This is a genomic window from Microbacterium karelineae (genome assembly GCF_009745985.1).
Classification (GTDB): Bacteria; Actinomycetota; Actinomycetes; order Actinomycetales; family Microbacteriaceae; genus Microbacterium; species Microbacterium karelineae.
Window position 1 is genome coordinate 525,132 of sequence record NZ_WFIX01000191.1, and the last position, 17,006, is coordinate 542,137.

At 72.7% G+C, this 17,006-nt stretch carries 16 protein-coding genes; 11 read left to right on the forward strand and 5 right to left on the reverse strand.

The window, feature by feature from the left end:
* Nucleotides 1–26: 26 nt before the first annotated feature.
* The 7 genes from GB932_RS18805 (at nt 27) to GB932_RS18835 (ending at nt 7,100) form a co-directional block, all read left to right on the forward strand.
* Complete coding sequence (locus GB932_RS18805) at nt 27–1,346, forward strand: hypothetical protein (protein ID WP_156762210.1); 1,320 nt, start codon at nt 27–29, stop codon at nt 1,344–1,346.
* 80 nt (nt 1,347–1,426) lie between these two features.
* Nucleotides 1,427–2,113, forward strand: coding sequence for a DUF1684 domain-containing protein (locus GB932_RS18810; RefSeq protein WP_156762211.1), 687 nt, complete (start codon nt 1,427–1,429; stop codon nt 2,111–2,113).
* Between the two features lie 69 nt (nt 2,114–2,182).
* Nucleotides 2,183–3,718 (forward strand): ABC transporter substrate-binding protein, encoded by a 1,536-nt coding sequence (locus GB932_RS18815; RefSeq protein ID WP_156762212.1) that lies wholly within the window; start codon nt 2,183–2,185, stop codon nt 3,716–3,718.
* Nucleotides 3,719–3,743: 25 nt separating this feature from the next.
* Nucleotides 3,744–4,709, forward strand: coding sequence for an ABC transporter permease (locus GB932_RS18820; protein WP_156762213.1), 966 nt, complete (start codon nt 3,744–3,746; stop codon nt 4,707–4,709).
* Nucleotides 4,706–5,542 (forward strand): ABC transporter permease, encoded by an 837-nt coding sequence (locus tag GB932_RS18825; protein ID WP_156762214.1) that lies wholly within the window; start codon nt 4,706–4,708, stop codon nt 5,540–5,542. The genes GB932_RS18820 and GB932_RS18825 overlap by 4 nt, the downstream gene beginning before the upstream one ends.
* Nucleotides 5,539–6,339, forward strand: coding sequence for an ABC transporter ATP-binding protein (locus tag GB932_RS18830; protein WP_156762215.1), 801 nt, complete (start codon nt 5,539–5,541; stop codon nt 6,337–6,339). Before GB932_RS18825 ends, GB932_RS18830 begins: the two co-directional genes overlap by 4 nt.
* Nucleotides 6,336–7,100 (forward strand): ABC transporter ATP-binding protein, encoded by a 765-nt coding sequence (locus GB932_RS18835; RefSeq protein ID WP_156762216.1) that lies wholly within the window; start codon nt 6,336–6,338, stop codon nt 7,098–7,100. Before GB932_RS18830 ends, GB932_RS18835 begins: the two co-directional genes overlap by 4 nt.
* Before the next feature lie 6 nt (nt 7,101–7,106).
* Here GB932_RS18835 and hpf read toward each other — a convergent pair whose 3' ends face one another.
* The 5 genes from hpf to mtrA all read right to left on the reverse strand — a co-directional run bounded on the left by hpf (nt 7,107) and on the right by mtrA (nt 12,761).
* The gene (gene hpf / locus GB932_RS18840) at nt 7,107–7,769 is read right to left on the reverse strand and encodes a ribosome hibernation-promoting factor, HPF/YfiA family (protein ID WP_156762217.1); all 663 of its coding nucleotides are present in this window, start codon (nt 7,767–7,769) and stop codon (nt 7,107–7,109) included.
* A gap of 130 nt (nt 7,770–7,899) precedes the next feature.
* Nucleotides 7,900–8,562: a ComF family protein gene (locus GB932_RS18845; protein WP_156762218.1), complete on the reverse strand. Its 663-nt coding sequence runs from the start codon at nt 8,560–8,562 to the stop codon at nt 7,900–7,902.
* Nucleotides 8,563–8,653: 91 nt separating this feature from the next.
* Nucleotides 8,654–10,381 carry an LpqB family beta-propeller domain-containing protein gene (locus GB932_RS18850; protein ID WP_156762219.1) on the reverse strand — a complete coding sequence of 576 codons (1,728 nt, stop codon included), beginning with the start codon at nt 10,379–10,381 and terminating at the stop codon, nt 8,654–8,656.
* Nucleotides 10,378–12,072 carry an MtrAB system histidine kinase MtrB gene (gene mtrB, locus GB932_RS18855; protein ID WP_156762220.1) on the reverse strand — a complete coding sequence of 565 codons (1,695 nt, stop codon included), beginning with the start codon at nt 12,070–12,072 and terminating at the stop codon, nt 10,378–10,380. The genes GB932_RS18850 and mtrB overlap by 4 nt, the downstream gene beginning before the upstream one ends.
* Nucleotides 12,073–12,080: 8 nt before the next feature.
* Nucleotides 12,081–12,761 (reverse strand): MtrAB system response regulator MtrA, encoded by a 681-nt coding sequence (gene mtrA / locus GB932_RS18860; protein ID WP_156762221.1) that lies wholly within the window; start codon nt 12,759–12,761, stop codon nt 12,081–12,083.
* Between the two features lie 100 nt (nt 12,762–12,861).
* On the opposite strand from mtrA, the gene GB932_RS18865 reads away from it, so the two are divergent.
* The 4 genes from GB932_RS18865 to GB932_RS18880 are packed head-to-tail and all read left to right on the forward strand — an operon-like array spanning nt 12,862 to nt 16,998.
* Entirely contained in the window at nt 12,862–14,109 is a 1,248-nt protein-coding gene (locus tag GB932_RS18865; protein WP_156762222.1) for a DUF7847 domain-containing protein, read from the forward strand.
* Nucleotides 14,106–14,756 carry a DUF4129 domain-containing protein gene (locus GB932_RS18870; RefSeq protein ID WP_156762223.1) on the forward strand — a complete coding sequence of 217 codons (651 nt, stop codon included), beginning with the start codon at nt 14,106–14,108 and terminating at the stop codon, nt 14,754–14,756. Before GB932_RS18865 ends, GB932_RS18870 begins: the two co-directional genes overlap by 4 nt.
* The gene (locus GB932_RS18875) at nt 14,753–15,934 is read left to right on the forward strand and encodes a DUF4350 domain-containing protein (protein WP_156762224.1); all 1,182 of its coding nucleotides are present in this window, start codon (nt 14,753–14,755) and stop codon (nt 15,932–15,934) included. Before GB932_RS18870 ends, GB932_RS18875 begins: the two co-directional genes overlap by 4 nt.
* A complete protein-coding gene (locus GB932_RS18880; RefSeq protein WP_156762225.1) occupies nt 15,931–16,998 on the forward strand; it encodes an AAA family ATPase in 1,068 nt (355 codons plus the stop codon). Before GB932_RS18875 ends, GB932_RS18880 begins: the two co-directional genes overlap by 4 nt.
* The last annotated feature ends 8 nt before the right edge of the window (nt 16,999–17,006 follow it).

A 17,006-nucleotide genomic window follows, 5' to 3' on the forward strand; every position in this document is an offset into this window, starting at 1 on the left:
GCCCCCACCCCACGTAGGATCGAGCCATGGTGTTCTGGGGCAAGAGGAAGCGCGATCAGCAGGAGCAGCAGGACGCCGCGGACGCGGATCTCGCCCTCCGCGCGCAGAAGTCACTCGTCGAGACGGACGAGCGGATGCGCACGACGAAGGACGAGCTCGCCTTCGCCTCCGCCGAGCTCGGCGACGCCGCCACGAAGGATCTGCGCGAGGGGCTCGACGCCGTCGCGCGCCACATGCGCGAGGCGTTCGAGCTGCATCAGCTCAACCACGACCACATCCCGGACACCCCGGAGGAGCTGCGCACGCGCAACGCGCGAATCGTGCAGCTCTGCGACTGGGCGGAGGACGTGATCGACGAGCGCACCGAGGTGCTGCGCGAGCGCATCGAGAAGGTGCGCGAGGCGCCGCACACCCTCGAGCGCGTCCGCCGACAGGCCGAGACCCTCGCCGAACGCGTCCCCGCGGCCGAGCAGGCGATCGAGCGCCTGCGCGGGCGCTACTCGCCCGAGGCGCTGCAGCGCATCGGGGCCGGTCCGGAGGAGGCGCGCCAGCTCCTCGACTTCGCGCGCCACTCCGCCGACGTCGCGGGTCGTCGCCGCGAGGCCGGCCGCCGCGATGACGCGATGGTCGCGCTCGAGACCGCGACCGAAGCCGTCCGCCGCGCGACGACGGTCCTCGACGCCGTCGACGACTTCGAGATCGAGGCGATGCGCACGCAGTCGACCCTCGCCGACGTCGTCGCCGACTCCCGGAGCGACATCGTCGAGGCGCGCTCCGAGCGCCAGACGGCGGGTGTCACGGCGGCGATCGCCGAGCTCGAGGCGGCCCTCGCCGGCCTCAGCGCGCCGGGCACCCCGGCGGATCCGTTCGCCGAGCTCGCGCGTCTCAGCGAGAAGAACGCGGCGCTCGACCACGCCCGCGAACGCGCCGCCCGCCACATCCCGCCGATCGAGCACGTGCGTCACGACGTCGACGCCGCCGATCGCGCGATCTCGCACGCGCGCAGCCTCATCGAGAGCCACCGCGGCGCCGTGGGCGCCGACGCCCGCACGCGCCTCGCGGAGGCCGAGCGCATGCGGATCGACGCCGGCACGCTCGTCGCCGACGAGGACACCCGCGAGCGCGCGCAGGAGCTCGCGCGCCGATCCGCGCAGCTCGCGAACGAGGCCATGCAGCTCGCCCAGCGCGACATCGACACCCGGCGCCAGGACGATTGGGGCGGCGGATACGGGCAGCCAGGCGGCTATCGCGGCGGGTACCGCGGCGGCATGGGCGGCGGCGACATGCTCGGCGGCCTCATCGGCGGTGCACTGCTCGGCGGGCTCATCGGCGACATCTTCGACTGACCCGTTCCTCGGCCCGGGCACCCGGGCACCGGGCACGCCCTCGCTGCCGTGCGCGCCCCACGCGCCGTAGAATCATTCGGATGACTGAATCCACAGCTCGCGCCGAATGGCAGGCCTGGCACATCGCGCGCATGGCCAGCCTCGTCGGGACGCACGGCAGCCTCGCGCTCGTCGAGACCCGCTGGCTGCCCGCCGGCGAGGAGCCCGACCTCGCCGCCGCGCGCGCCGATCTCGCGCCCACGATGTCGGTGACGGCGCTCACGCGCGAGAACATCGACACGGGGGCGCCCGAGCACGGCCTCCGCTTCTGGGACGTCGCGAGCGACGCGATCTCCCGCTTCGAGACCGTCGACGTCTACGGCTACGACCCCGAGTGGGTCGTCGAGGCCGCATACGAGAAGGCCGAGGACGGCCACACGGTCGCGTTCGAGCATCTCCGCGACAACGGCGGATCCCGCGACAAGGCCGTTCCCGGCACCATCACGGCGACGATCGGCGGAGAGGCGTACGCGCTGAGCGCCTTCGATGACGACGGCCGCCTGCTCCTCGTCTTCGGCGACCCCACGAACGGCGCCGAGACCTACGGCGCCGGCCGCTTCCTGTTCGTCGACGAGCCTGCGGACGGGCGCGTGACCCTCGACTTCAATCGCGCCTTCGTCCCGCCGTGCGGGTTCAGCGATCAGTACAACTGCCCCATGCCGCCTCCGCAGAACCGCCTCGCGGTCGCCGTCCGCGCGGGCGAGCAGAACCCCCGCTTCCGCGCCTGACCTCCCGCCCGCGATCCGCGCGGAGCCGACGCCTCGGCGACCGCAGCGCACGACAGAAGGATCCCTCCCATGCGCCTGACGACACCAGCGGCCGCGGTCGCCGTCGCCCTCGCCGCGACGATCGCGCTCGCATCCTGCTCCCCCGCCGAATCGGGCCCGACAGACGGTGCCGAGCCGCCCGCCGGCGCCCAGGTCGACCCCGAGGCGACGATCGACATCGGGTCGATGTACGAGCCGCAGAACCTCGACAACACCTCCGGCGGCGGCCAGGGCGTCACCGAGGCCCTCACGGGCAACGTGTACGAGGGGCTGTTCCGCCTCGCCGACACGGGCGAGGTCGAGCCGCTCCTCGCCGCGTCGCACGAGATGAGCGCAGACGGCCTCATCTACACCTTCACGCTGCAGGAGGGCGTCTCGTTCCACAGCGGCGCTCCGCTCACGGCCGATGACGTCGTGTACTCGATCGAGAAGGTCATCGCCGAGGACTCGCAGTCGGCGCGCAGGAGCCAGCTCGCGGTCATCGACGCGGTCACGGCCCTCGATGAGGGCACGGTGCAGGTCACGCTCTCCGAGCCGTCGATCTCGTTCATCTACAACCTCTCGTACGTCTGGATCGTGAACGGCGCGTTCGAGGGCGATCGCAATGCCGTCGCCGACGGGACCGGCCCGTACACGTTCGGCCAGTGGACCCGCGGATCCGCCCTGAGCCTCGACCGCAACCCGGACTACTGGGGCGAGCAGGCCGCGAACGCCGGGGTCGTCTACCACTACTTCAGCGACGCGACCGCCCTGAACAACGCCCTGCTCACCGGCGCGGTCGACGTCGCGACGAGCCAGCAGTCGCCCGATGGGCTCGCGCAGTTCGAGATGACCGACGATTTCGTCATCAATGACGGCGACTCGACGACGAAGCTGCTGCTCGCGTTCGATGACACCGAGGCGCCGTTCGACGATGTGCGGGTGCGCCAGGCGGTGTCGTACGCGATCGACGACGAGAAGCTCCTCGAATCCGTCTGGGGCGACTACGGGACGCTCATCGGATCGATGGTGCCGCCGACCGATCCCTGGTACGAGGATCTCACCGACCTCGACCCGTACGACCCCGAGCGCTCGCGCGAGCTGCTCGAGGAGGCGGGCCTCGAGGGCGGCTTCACCTTCTCGCTCGACACCCCGAACTACGACCCGCACCCCACCGCGGCGACCTTCATCCAATCGCAGCTCGCCGAGGTCGGCATCACGGTCGAGATCAACTCGATCACGGCCGACGAGTGGTACACGAAGGTGTACCAGAACCGCGACTTCGATGCGACGATGCAGGAGCACGTCAACGACCGCGACCTCGTCTGGTACGGCGACCCCGACTTCTACTGGGGCTATGACAACGCCGATGTGCAGGAGTGGGTGCAGCAGTCCGAGCTCGTCGCGAGCGAGGCCGAGCAGACCGAGCTGCTGAAGCTCGTCGCCCGCACGACGGCCGAGGAGGCCGCGAGCGAGTGGCTCTTCCTCTACCCGCAGATCGTCGTCGCGTCGAACGCCCTGTCGGGGTACCCCCTCAACGGGCTGAACTCGCAGTTCTTCGCGTACGACATCGAGAAGTCGGTGTGATCCGGGTGCGACCGGCGGCGACCGCGTGACGCGCTACCTGCTGCGCCGCGCGGCGTTCCTCGTCATCTCGCTCGTCCTCGCGAGCGTCGTGCTCTTCCTGCTGCTGCGCGTGCTCCCCGGGGATCCCGCGAACGCGCTGACGGCCGTGGGGGCGACCGAGGAGCAGATCCAGGCGGCACGGGCGCAGGTCGGATCCGATCTGCCCCTGCACCAGCAGTTCGTCGCCTGGATCGCATCGGCCTGGACGGGCGACCTCGGCGAGAGCTTCGTGAGCGGCCTGTCGGTCGGCGACGAGGTCGCCCAGCGCCTGCGGGTCACCCTCCCCCTCACGTTCGCGGCGTTCCTCGTCGCGATCGCGCTCGCCGTCCCCGCCGGCTACGTCGCCGCGACCCGCGCGCGCACCTGGTACGGCTGGCTGCTGAACGCGGTCGCGCAGATCGGCATCGCCGTGCCCGTGTTCTGGCTCGGCATGATCCTCGTCGTGCTCTTCGCCCTGCAGTGGCGCGTGCTGCCCGCAGGGGGCTTCCCGATCGACGGCTGGGCGGACCCCGTCGGATCCGCCACGGCGCTCGTCCTGCCCGTCGTGACGGTCGCGATCATCATGAGCGCGTCGCTCACGCGATACATCCGCTCGGCCGTGCTCGACGTCGCGGGCAGCGACTACGTCCGCACGGCCCGCGCGATGGGGGCCTCGTTCGGCGAGGCGATGATGCGGCACGGCGCGCGCAGCGCTGCGGTGCCCGTCGTGGCCGTGCTCGGGATGGAGCTCGCCTCGACGCTGCTGGGCGCCGTCGTCGTCGAGCAGGTGTTCGCCCTGCCGGGGCTCGGGTCGATGCTCGTCACGGGCATCGCCGAGCACGACTACCCCGTCATCCAGGGCGTCCTGTTCGTCTCGACGCTCGCCGTGCTCGTGATCGGCTTCGCCGCCGACATCGCGCAGCGCCTCATCGACCCGCGGCTGCGCGACCGGCTCTCGGAGGCGAGCGCATGACCCGCCGCGATGTCACCCTCTGGATCGGCGTGATCCTCGTCGCGGCCATCGCCGCGATCGCGGTCGTCTCACTCGTCTGGCTGCCGCATCCCGTCGCCGACACGTCGGGCGGCCGCCTCGACCCGCCCGGTACCGACGGCCACCTCTTCGGCACCGACCGCCTCGGCCGCGACCTGGCGACGCAGTTCATGATCGGCGCGCGCATCGCGATGCTGTCCGGCATCGGAGCCGTCGTGATCGCGGGCGTCGTCGGCATCGTCTGCGGCATCGTCGCGGCGTTCGCCCAGGGATGGATCGACGACACCCTCGCGGCGCTCCTCGACATCCTCATCGCGTTCCCGACGCTGCTGCTCGCCATGCTGATCGTCGCCGCCCAGCCCGCCACCCTGTGGACCGCGATCCTCGCGATCGGCCTCGCGCAGAGCGCGATCGTCGCCCGCCTCACACGGATCCTCGTGAAGCGGATCCTGCAGACGAGCTTCGTCACGGCGGCGCGCACCTCCGGCACCTCGTGGACGGGGATCGTCGTCGGCCACGTGCTCCCGAACATCTGGACGACGCTCGCCGTGAGCCTCGCCCTCCAGTTCGGCCTCGCCGTGCTCGCGGAGGCGAGCCTGTCGTATCTCGGGCTCGGCGCGCCGCCGCCCAATGCGTCGTGGGGCCGCCTGCTGCAGGAGGCGCAGCAGACCGTGCTCGTCGCGCCGATGGGCGCGATCGTGCCGGGCGTCCTGCTCATCGTGCTCGTCATCGGCGTCAACCTCACGGCCGACGGGCTGCGCGACGCGCTGGATCCGACGGCGCGACGCGTGGTCCGGCAGGAGGTCGCCCCGTGACCGCGCCCGTCCTCGAGATCGACGCCCTCACCGTGCGGGCGGGATCCGCGACCCTCGTCGACGGCGTCTCACTCGCGCTTTCGCCGGGAGAGCGCCTCGGCCTGATCGGCGAGTCGGGGGCCGGCAAGTCGCTCACGACGCTCGCCATCCTCGGCCTGCTCCCCGACGGCCTCGCGGCCACGGGATCCATTCGGCTCGACGGCGCGGAGGTCGTCGGCGCCCGCGAGCGCGACCTCGTCCGCCTGCGCGGGCGCGCCGCCGCGCCCGTCTTCCAGGAGCCGCGGACCGCGCTCGACCCCCTCATGCGCGTCGGCCGGCAGATCGCGCTGCCGGCGCGGCGCCGCGGCGCCTCCGGTCGTGCGCTGCGCGACCGCGTGCGCGAGCTGCTCGCTCAGGTGTCCCTCGGGGACTCGGATCGCATCGCGCGCGCCTTCCCGCACGAGCTGTCGGGCGGCCAGCGCCAGCGCATCGCGCTCGCGATCGCGCTCGCGGGCGAGCCGCGGATCCTCCTCGCCGACGAGCCGACGACGGCGCTCGACGTGTCGGTTCAGGCCGACATGCTCGCGCTCATCGACCGGGTCGCCGCCGAGCGCGGCATGGCCGTGCTGTTCGTCAGCCACGACCTCGCCGTCGTCTCGCAGGTGGCCTCCCGCGGGCTCGTGATGCGCGGGGGTCGCGTCGTCGAACGCGGCAAGATCGCGCGGATCCTCTCCGCCCCGCAGAACGACTACACGGCCGGTCTCATCGCGAGCGCGCGGCGGTTCGAGGACGCCCTCGCGAGGAGGATGCACCCATGACCGCTCCCCTGTTGTCCCTCGAGGACGCGTCGCTCGCGTACCGCCGCGGAGAGCGGCCGGCCGTCGACGCGGTGTCGTTCGCGGTCGAGCGGGGCCGCAGCCTCGCGATCGTCGGCGAGTCCGGCGCGGGCAAGTCGTCGATCCTCAGCATGCTGCTCGGGCTGCGCGCCCCGACCACGGGGCACGTCCGCTACGGCGAGCGCGACCTCGAGCGGAAGGATCGCTCCCTCATGCGCGAGTTCCGTCGCGATGTGCAGTGCGTGTTCCAGGATCCGTACGCATCGCTGGACCCGCGCCGCAGGGTCGGCGCGATCGTCGGCGAGCCGCTGCGATCGCTCCGTCTCGCGGGCCGCGCCGAACGCGCGGACCGGGTCGCGGCGGCCCTCGCCCGGGTCGGCCTGCCCGCGGACGCGGCGCGCCGCTTCCCCCACGAGTTCTCGGGCGGCCAGCGCCAGCGTATCGCCGTCGCGCGCGCCATCGTGTGCGAGCCGCGCGTGCTGTTGGCCGACGAGCCTGTGAGCGCACTCGATGTGACCACGCGCGTGCGCGTCGTGGACCTGCTGGCCGGGCTCGTCGCGGGCGGCGACATGACGCTCGTGATGGTCTCGCACGACATCGGCGTCGTCGCCGAGCTGTGCGATGAGGCGCTCGTGCTCGAGGGCGGCCGCGTCGTGGAGCGGGGCGCGACGAGCGATGTGCTCGGCGCGCCCCGCCACCCCTACACCAGGCGCCTCATGGGCGCCGTGCCGCGGCTTCCCTGACCTGGATCAGCTCGCGAGCTCCTCGCGCATCGGCGGCGCCTCGGTCTCGAGCGAGATGACGCCGTAGTCCCATCCGCGGCGGCGGTACACGACGCTCGGGTGGTCGGTGCGCACGTCGACGAAGAGGAAGAAGTCGTGCCCGACGAGCTCCATGCGGTCGACAGCGTCTTCGACGGTCATCCACTCCGGTTCGAACGTCTTCGTTCGGATGACGACGGGCGAGTACTCCTCCTCCGTCTCGACCGCCCCGATCGGCACCGTGCCGGTCGCGACGGCGTGCAGCGTCTCGACGTCGACGGGGGTGATGTCGATGCCCTCGAGCGAGCCCGTGCCCTTCTCGAGGTGCGCCCCGTGCGGGCGCTGGCGCCCGGTGACGCGCCTGTCCTTCGCCCGACGCAGCTGGGTCGTCAGCTTGTCGAGCGCCATCTCGAGCGCCGCGAACTTGTCTTCGGCGCGGGCCTCAGCGCGGGCGACCTTGCCCTTGCCCGTGACCGTCAGCTCGACCTTCGCCTCTTCGACCCGGCCCCGGTGGTGGGCCGACTGCGTGACCTTCACATCGAGGCCTTCGGCGCGGGGAGCGAGAGTCTCGACACGCGCGAGCTTCTCATCGACAACGGTTCGGAACCTCTCGGTGATGCTGACGCCCACACCGACGATGCTCGTGTCCATCTTGTGCCTCCCATTCCGGTTCGCCCGGAGTGAGCGAACCATGTCTCGCTACTGGCCTCCCACCGTATTCCCAGATCGCCTCCGTGTCACTCATTTCTTTTCTGAAGATCATGAGCGCGTCACCTGAGGTTCATGTGCGTGTGGGGACACGCGCGGGCGTGCTCGCGAGGGTCGCCGCCCCGCACACCATCGCTCCGGCGCTCTCGAGGGCGCGGCGCGCCTCGACGAGCGTCGCGCCCGTCGTCACGACATCGTCGACGAGGACGATCCGGGCGCCGTGCGGAAGGCGGCGCGGGGCGAGGGCGCCGGCCATGTTCCGCGCCCTGCCGGCCCGGCCCAGCCCGCGCTGGTCCTCGGCTCCGCGCGCCCAGCGCAGACCGCGTGTCGGCGGGATCCCCGCGGCGCGCAGCAGCTGCTCGACGACGCGATACCCGCGCGAGCGCGCCGCCCCTGGACGGGACGGCACCGGGACGGCCAGGACATCGCGCTCTCCGCCGGCGGCCGCCGCGAGGCTCGGGCGCAGGGCGGCGCCGCAGGCACGGGCGAGATCGACGCGCCCGTCCTCCTTCAGCGCGCGGATGGCGGCCGCCGCGGCCCCCGCATAGGAGAGGGAGGCATGCACGATCAGCGGGTCGGCCGGCGGCCCGACGCGCACGACGCGGACGTCGGGGCGCAGCTCGTCACGGCACGCGCCGCACAGCGCCGCCCCGGGCTCGCCGCAGCCCGCGCAGACGACGGGGAAGAGCAGGGCCAGCGCGTCCGCGGCGGCGCGCGCGAGTCGAGATCCGGTCATTCCCCGATCCTCCGGCGCCCGTGGGCGTGGACGGCGGAATGTGGAGAATCCGTCCCGTGTTCCGCGCCTGTGAGCACGCTGCCCGGCGGCATCACTCCGCCGGCGGCGGGGCCCCCATCTGGGTCGCGAGCACGACCGCCCCTCCGCCCGCCTGCTGCCACTGCGTCGTGTTGCGGACGTAGATGAACCCGTCGTCTCCGAGAAGGCGCTCGCGCGACCGCGGGTTGCCGTATGTGATCTCGGTCGCGACGAGCGCCGCCGTGATGCGCTCGGACGTGCCGCCGACCTGCTGCTCGCGGATGATCGTGCGGCCTTCTCCGGCGGCCGTCACCGCGACGATCGTGTCCGAGACCCAGGCCACGTCCTCCGCGTCGTCCAACAGCTCGACGACGTCCTGCACGGCCGTGAGCGCGATCGGCGCGCCGTCGTCGTCCCGGCGGATCCCCGCGACGACGAGCGCGGGCTGGTTCTCCTGCCGCCCCGTGATCGCGATGCGCGCACCGTCGCGCGAGACCTCCAGGCCCGAGATCTCCGTGAGCTCGCCGAGCCCAGGGACCGTGGCCGGATCCGGCTCTCCGTCGGCCCACGCCCGCAGCTGGCCGGGCTCGTCGGGCCGGGCCGACCACGCGTAGCCGAACGCGTCGAGGGAGGGCTCGACCCAGTCGGACTCGAAGCTCAGCACCTCCCACGTCGCATCATCCGCGTGCACGCGGACGAGAGTCCCCGACTCCGTCTGCAGGATCGCGTGGCTGAGGTCGGGCGCGACGGCGATCGATGTCGCGGGGTCGTCGCCGTCCCCTTCCGGGGCGAACTGCTCCGCGATCGGCTCCGACAGGCCCGGGATCGGCGTGATGTCGCCGGCCGTGAGATAGCCGAAGGCGTCGTCTGTGAGGACGATCGCGCGCGAATCGGGCTCGGTCGACACGACCTCGTCGCCCACGGCCGCGAGGCGATCGCCCACCGACGTCATCCGCACCGCCTGCACGCCGATCGGCGTCAGGGTCTGCTCGAGCTGCGTCTGCATGCGCGCCCGCTGCGCGAGCCCGACGTCCGCTGCCTCGCTCGAGAGCGCGACCGTCGCCACGAGGTCGTCGTCGAGCTCCACCCCGCGCAGGTCGACGCCGTCGAACGCCGACCTGACCGCGCCCTCCAGCCAGGGCGACGGACCGTCGTCGACGAGCGCCGCCACGATCCGGTCCAGCAGCTCGGCCGTGTCAGGGAACCAGCGCACATCGGGCACGAGACGGTCGCCCGGAGCCGAGAAGACCAGCGACGTCGAGGTGAAGATGCTCGCGAAGGTGCCGCTCTGCACGACGACGCCGTCGGGCGCCGACGAGATCCGCCATTCCCCGTCGACGAGCGCGAGCTCGAACTCGAGCGGGCGCACACCCCCGTCGGAGAGGTCGTAGCGGCCGTTCTCGTCGACCGTCGCCGTCGGCGTGACCCGCACATCCGCCTCGCCCCGGTTCGCCGCTCCCTCCGCCGCGGCGAACTCGCCCACATTGCGCTCGTTGATGTCGTCGATCGTGATCCGCGCGTTCGGATCCCACCCCGCGGCCGCCTCATCCGTGAGGAACTCGCGGGCGATCCCCCAATCATCCGCCGGGCTCTCCCCCGCGTCGAGGAAGCCGTAGACGATGTCCGCGGGGCTCGCGCCCTCCGCGGGGCCGTCCGGCGTGAACTGCCACCGCAGCTCCGGCGCGTCGGCGCCCACCTCGTCGCCCGGCTGGAAGGTGCCGTCGATCGGCAGCCCCGCGCATCCGCCGAGGACGAGGATCCCGGCGAAGACGGCGGCGATCGCGCCGCGCCGCGCCCTCACGACGCCTCCCCGCCGTCGCGCTCGTCCGGTGACCGACGGACGACGAGCGTCTCGGTCTCCGGCCCGTTGCCGGCACGGAGATCGCCCGCCGTCACCTCGTCGACGGGCTCCACGGCGATCGGCGCGACGATCTCGGCGCCGTCGTCGGCGCGGGGCAGGGTCACGACGAAGTGCGTTCCGCGCCCCGGATGCGACCAGACGTCGATCGATCCGCCGTGCAGGGTCGCGTCGCCGAGCGCGATCGACAGTCCGAGCCCCGTGCCGCCGAGCGTGCGCCGGCGCGACGGATCGGCGCGCCAGAAGCGATCGAACACGCGGGTGACCTGGTCGTCGCGCATCCCGAGGCCGTGGTCGCGCACCCCGACGGCGACGGCGGTGGGGTTCTGCGCGACCGTCACCTCGACGGGGCGGTGCTCACCGTGCTCGATCGCGTTCCCGAGGAGGTTGCGCAGGATCCTCCGCACCCGCCGCGGATCCATCGACGCGACGTCGTCGCCGTCGGCGCCGCGGAACCGCACCTCCGTGTCGTGCTGCCACGCGACCTGCCGCATCGACTCGCACACTCCCTCGACCACCTCGCTGAGGCTCGCCTCCTCGCGCTCGAGCTGTACGGATCCCGCGTCGTACCGGCTGATCTCGAGCAGGTCGGTCAGCAGCTGCTCGAAACGCGCGACCTGATCGTAGAGGAGCTCAGCGGATCGCGCCGCGACCGGCTCGAACGACTCGCGCTCGCCGTGCAGCACGCCGGCGGCGAGGCGGATCGTCGTGAGGGGCGTGCGCAGCTCGTGCGAGACATCCGACACGAAACGCTGCTGGACGAGCGACAGCTCGGCGAGCTCGCGGATCTGCGATTCGATCGAATCCGCCATCTGGTTGAACGAGCGCGCGAGCGTCGCGAGCTCGTCCTCGCCGCTCGGCTCGAGACGGGCCGACAGGTCGCCCGACGCGAGGCGCGCGCTCGTACGCGCGACGTCGACGATCGGCGCCGCCACCGACCGCATCACGAGCCACATCACGCCGGCGACGATGATCACGAGCGCGATCCCCGTCATCCACAGCGTGACCTGTACGAACGCGAGCGTCTGGGCGACATCCGAGAGCGGATACGCGAGGTACACCTCGTAGACGCCGACGTTCGGCACATCGAGCTGGCGGCCCACGACGATCGTCGGCACGGGGAGCCCCGAGGTCGACGGGAGCCCGATCGACTGCCACCACTGGCTCTCGGGACGCGTGCGCACCTGCTCGCGCAGCCCCTCGGAGAGCATCGGCTCGTCGAAGCGGTCGGCGTCGCTCTTGAAGCCGGACGGCACGTCGTCGGGAGACTGCTCGGCGATCGGCATGCCCACGATGAGGTCGGTCGTCGCGGCCGTCGCGAGGTCGTCGAGCATGTCGCTGCGCAGCGACTGCACCCCCGCGCGGTCCGTGGGCACGGTCGCCGCGGCGGCGCGCGCCTGCGCGAACTCGACGGCGCGGTTCGTGTCGTCGAGCACCTGAGCGCGCCGCGAGTCGAACAGGTCCGACTGGATCGCGAGCGCGATCCACGCGATCGCGACGATGATCGCTATCGATGCGGCCGCGGTCGTGATGAGGATCGTGCGGAAACGGAGGGATCCCCGCCACGACTCCAGCGGGCGGCGCCACATCCGGCGCGCCGCCGCGGCGAGCGGGCGTGCCGGCGCGTGCGTCATCTCGAGCGTCAGGAACTGGCGCCGGCGCGATACCCCACGCCGCGCACCGTCATGACGACGCGCGGGTTGTCGGGGTCGATCTCGACCTTCGAGCGCAGGCGCTGCACGTGCACGTTCACGAGGCGCGTGTCGGCCTTGTAGTGGTACCCCCACACCTGCTCGAGCAGCTGCTCGCGGGTGAACACCTGCTGCGGCTTCGACGCGAGCGCCACGAGCAGCTCGAACTCGAGCGGCGTCAGGGCGATGAGGTCGTCGCCGCGCCGCACCTCGTGCGCCGACACGTCGATCGACACATCGCCGACACGCAGCACCGCGCTCTCCTCGGGGAGGGCGGGGCGCAGCCGCGTGCGGATGCGCGCGACGAGCTCCTTCGGGTTGAAGGGCTTGACGATGTAGTCGTCGGCCCCGGCCTCGAGCCCCGAGACCACATCGGTCGTGTCGGAGCGGGCCGTGAGCATGATGATGGGCACGCCCGACTCGGCGCGGATCTCGCGGCAGATCTCGATGCCGTCCTTGCCGGGCAGCATGAGGTCGAGGAGCACGAGGTCGGGCTTCTCGGTGCGCCACACGTCGACGGCGGCCTCTCCGTCCGCGCAGAAGGCGGTGCCGAAGCCGTCGCTTGTCAGCACGATGCCGATCATCTCGGCGAGTGCGGTGTCGTCGTCGACCACGAGAATGTGACCAGTCATGGGTCAACAGCCTAATCGGCGCGCGCCCGAATCGGCGGTCCGACACCGCGGGCGCCGACGGTCCCACGGTATGGAACGATGGGCACGGGGAGGAGACATCGTGACCGATCGCATGCCCACGGGGTGGGCGCCCGCGCCGCGCCAAGGGCTCGTCCCCCTGTATCCGTACGGATTCGGGACGATCCTCGGCAAGTCGTTCGCCGTGCTGAAGGGCAACCCGAAGGTGCTCCTGCTGTTCGTCGTGGGCGTGCAGACCCTCGCGATGGCGATCATGCTCGCCGCGATCGGCGGGATCGCGTTCGCGGCGTTCTCCCGCGCCGACACCGTCCCCGAGAACTCCCCCGAGTTCGACCAGCTGATGTGGGGATCCGGCGCGATCGTGCTCATCGCGACGCTCGTTCTCTCGCTGGGTCTCGTCGCCGTCACGACGATCGCGCAGGGCGTCGTCGTCGCGGAGGTCGCGCACGCATCGCTCGCCGAGAAGGCGACCCTGTCGCGACTCTGGCGCCGCGTCCGCCCCGCCTTCTGGCGGCTCGTCGGCTATTCCGTGCTGCTCTCGATCGCCTCCACCGTCGCCGTCGCGATCCTCGCCGTGCCGCCGATCTTCTCCGCGCTCCTCGGCACCACGAGCGGATGGATCCTCTTCGTGTTCGCGCTCATCTTCGCCCTGCTCGGCGGAGCCGTCCTCGCGGCGTGGCTCGGCACGAAGCTGTTCCTCGTGCCGTCCGCGATCGTGCTGGAGGGCGTCGGGCCGATGCGCGGCATCCGGCGATCGTGGGAGCTCACGCGCGGCCGCTTCTGGTCGACCTTCGGCGTCGTGGTGCTGCTGTACCTCATCACGAACGTCGCCTCCAGCATCGTGTCGGGCGTCTTCTCGCTCGTCTCACCGCTCATCACGTCGACGCTCATCCCCCTCGGCATGGGCGAGTCGACCTCGGCCGCCGCGACCGTCATCGGCATCGTCGTCATCGCGCTGACCTCGATCGTGTCGTTCGCGATCGGCGCGATCATGCTGATCGTGCTGTCGGCGGGCGGCACGCTCGCCTACATCGACGCGCGCATGCGCGACGAGGGGATCGACCTGCGCATGCGGCGCTACGTCGACGCGGGCGGTGCCGCCGAGGATCCTTACACCTTCATCCGAGGCGCCGCACCATCGCCCTACGCGGCCGGCCCCGCCGCGCCGGCGCCCGGGTACGGGCAGCCCGCCCCGGCGTACGCGCCGGCGCCCGGATACGCACCGCCCGCGCCGCCCACCGCGCCCGGGTACGCGCCGCCCGCGAACCCGCCCGCCCCCGGCCCGGCCGCGCCCCCGGCACCGCCGCATCCGCCGGCACCGCCCGTATGATCGCCCGCCTGGCCGCCCTCCCCGATCGCGACGAGGCGCGCGAGTGGGCCGAGCGCGAGCTCGAGAAGCAGATCTACCGCGAGGCGGAGCCGACGCTGTTCGACCGCGTCGCGCAGCGGATCGGGGAGTTCTTCCAATCGCTCTTCAACCCCCAGATCGACGGCGCCGGCTGGAGCCCTGTGTGGACCGCGATCATCGTCGCGGTGCTCGTCGCGGGCATCGTCGTCGCCTTCGTGATCTGGGGCATGCCGCGGGGCGAGGGCCGCTCCCGCGCGCGCGCCTCGACCGACCTGTTCGACGCCGACGAGCGGTCGGCCGCCGAGCTGCGCGCTGCATCGACCGCCGCGCGGGATCGCGGCGACTGGGACGAGGCGATCATCCTCCGGTACCGGGCGATCGCCCGGGGAATCGACGAGCGCGGCCTCCTGCACGGTCCCCCCGGCATGACGGCGCGCACGTTCGCCGTCTCCGCCGCCGGATACTTCCCGGCGCACGCCGCGGGCCTCGACGCGGCGGCCGGCATGTTCGACGATGTGCGGTACCTGCGGCGCCCCGGCACCGCCGAGGCCGCGGCGAGCGTCGCGGACCTCGACGACACGATCGCGTCCGCACGCCCCGCGAAGGCCGCAGAGGCGGCCTTCGCATGAGCCTGCTCGCGACGACCGAGAGCGCCGAGCGCGCCCCCCGCGGATCCCGCGCCCGCCGCGCGTGGGGATGGATCGCCGTGATCGCGGCCATCGTGATCGTCGGATCGCTCATCGCGGTGTTCGAGCGCGACTGGTCGGCCCCCGACCGGTTCGACGCCGACAGCCCCCGCTACGACGGCGCGCGGGCGATCGCGACGCTGCTCGGCGAGCAGGGCGTCGCCGTCGAGCAGCTCGACCGCGTGGCCGATGTGCGCGAGCGGATCGGATCCGGCGCGACCCTCGCGATCACCGACGCGTCGATCCTCGACGTCGACGTGCTGCGCGAGCTCGCGGGAGCGGCGAGGAGCACCGTGATCCTCGACGCCGACTTCGCGAGCATGGACGTGTTCTTCCCCGGCATCGGCTACGGCGGCTCCGGGTCCGGCGCCGTCGCCCCGGACTGCGGGCTCCCCGCGGCGTCGAACGCCGGCGCGATCCTCCCCGGAACCCTCTACTCGTCGGGCGATCCCGCCATCGCCGCCTGCTACCCCGCCGGCGAGGGGTACGCGCTGCTGCAGGCCGATGTCGACGCCGACTCGACCCTGACGCTCCTCGACGGCGAGGCCATCCTCGTCAACGACGCGCTCGACCAGGAGGGCCACGCGGCCCTCGCCCTCGGCCTGCTCGGTCAGGCAGACGACCTCGTCTGGTACACCCCGACGTACGCCGACCCGGAGGCCGCCGACGGCGCGCCCGTGCTCGGCGACTTCGTGCCGACATGGGTGACCCCGGCGATCATCCTCGGCGCGTTCGTCGCCGCGGCCGCCGCCGTGTGGCGTGGGCGGCGCTTCGGCCCCCTCGTCGCCGAGACGCTGCCGGTGACGGTGCGGGCAGGCGAGACGCTCGAGGGACGCGCGCGGCTCTACCGCGCGGGCGGGGATCCGGCGCACGCGATGGCCGCCCTGAGGCGCGGCGCGCGGGTGCGGATGTCCCGCCGCCTCGGGCTGCCTGCCGACGCCGACGCCGCGCAGCTGGCGCGCGGTCTCGGCGGCGTGCTGAACCGCGATCCGCAGGCCGTGCACGCCGTGCTCACCTCCGAGCCACACGATGACGCGGAGTTCGCCGACGCGGGTGCGCGCCTGCGCGAGCTCGAAGACGCCCTGGAAGACGCAGACCCCTGGGAAGGACGCACACGATGACCGATGCCGCCCCGCTCCACCCGGCGCCCCCGAAGCAGGCCGCGCCGCCCGCGCCTCAGCAGCCCGCGCCGCCCCAGCAGGCTGCGCCACAGCAGCCCGCGCCGCGGCTGGATCCCGACGCCGAGCGCCTGCGGCAGGCCGTCGCGCGCGTGCGCACCGAGGTCGGCAAGGCGGTCGTCGGGCAGGACGGCGCCGTCAGCGGCCTGCTCATCGCGCTGCTCGCCCGCGGCCACGCGCTCCTCGAGGGCGTGCCCGGCGTCGCCAAGACCCTCATGGTGCGCAGCTTCAGTCGCGCGCTCGGGCTCGACACGAAGCGCGTGCAGTTCACGCCGGACCTCATGCCGGGCGACGTCTCGGGATCCCTCGTCTACGACGCCAAGACGGGCGAGTTCGAGTTCCGCGAGGGCCCCGTCTTCACGAACGTGCTGCTCGCCGACGAGATCAACCGCACGCCACCGAAGACGCAGTCCGCGCTGCTCGAGGCGATGGAGGAGCGCCAGGTCTCGAGCGACGGCGTCACGCGGCCGCTGCCCGAGCCGTTCCTCGTGGCCGCGACGCAGAACCCGATCGAGCACGAGGGCACCTACACGCTGCCCGAGGCCCAGCTCGACCGATTCCTCCTGAAGCTGTCCATCCGGGTGCCCGAGCGCGATGCCGAGATCGACGTGCTGCGGCGCCACGCGTCGGGCTTCACGCCGCGCGACCTCGGCGCGGTCGAGGCGGCCGTGACGCCCGAGGAGATCCTCGAGGCGCAGCGTTCGGTCGACCGCGTCTCGGCGACCGACGATGTGCTCGCCTACATCGTCGACCTCGCCCGCGCGAGCCGCGAGGCCGCGTCGGTGGCGGTGGGAGCGAGCCCGCGCGCCGCGACGGCGCTGCTCGCGGCGGCGAAGGCCTGGGCATGGCTCGGCGGCTACCCGGCGATCACACCCGACCACGTGCAGGCGATGCTCACGCCCGTGTGGCGGCACCGCATCCAGCTGCGCCCGGACGCCGAGATCGAGGGCGTCTCGGTCGACGCCGTGCTCGCGTCGGTGCTGCGCCAGACGGCCGTCCCCCGCTGATCCGGCGC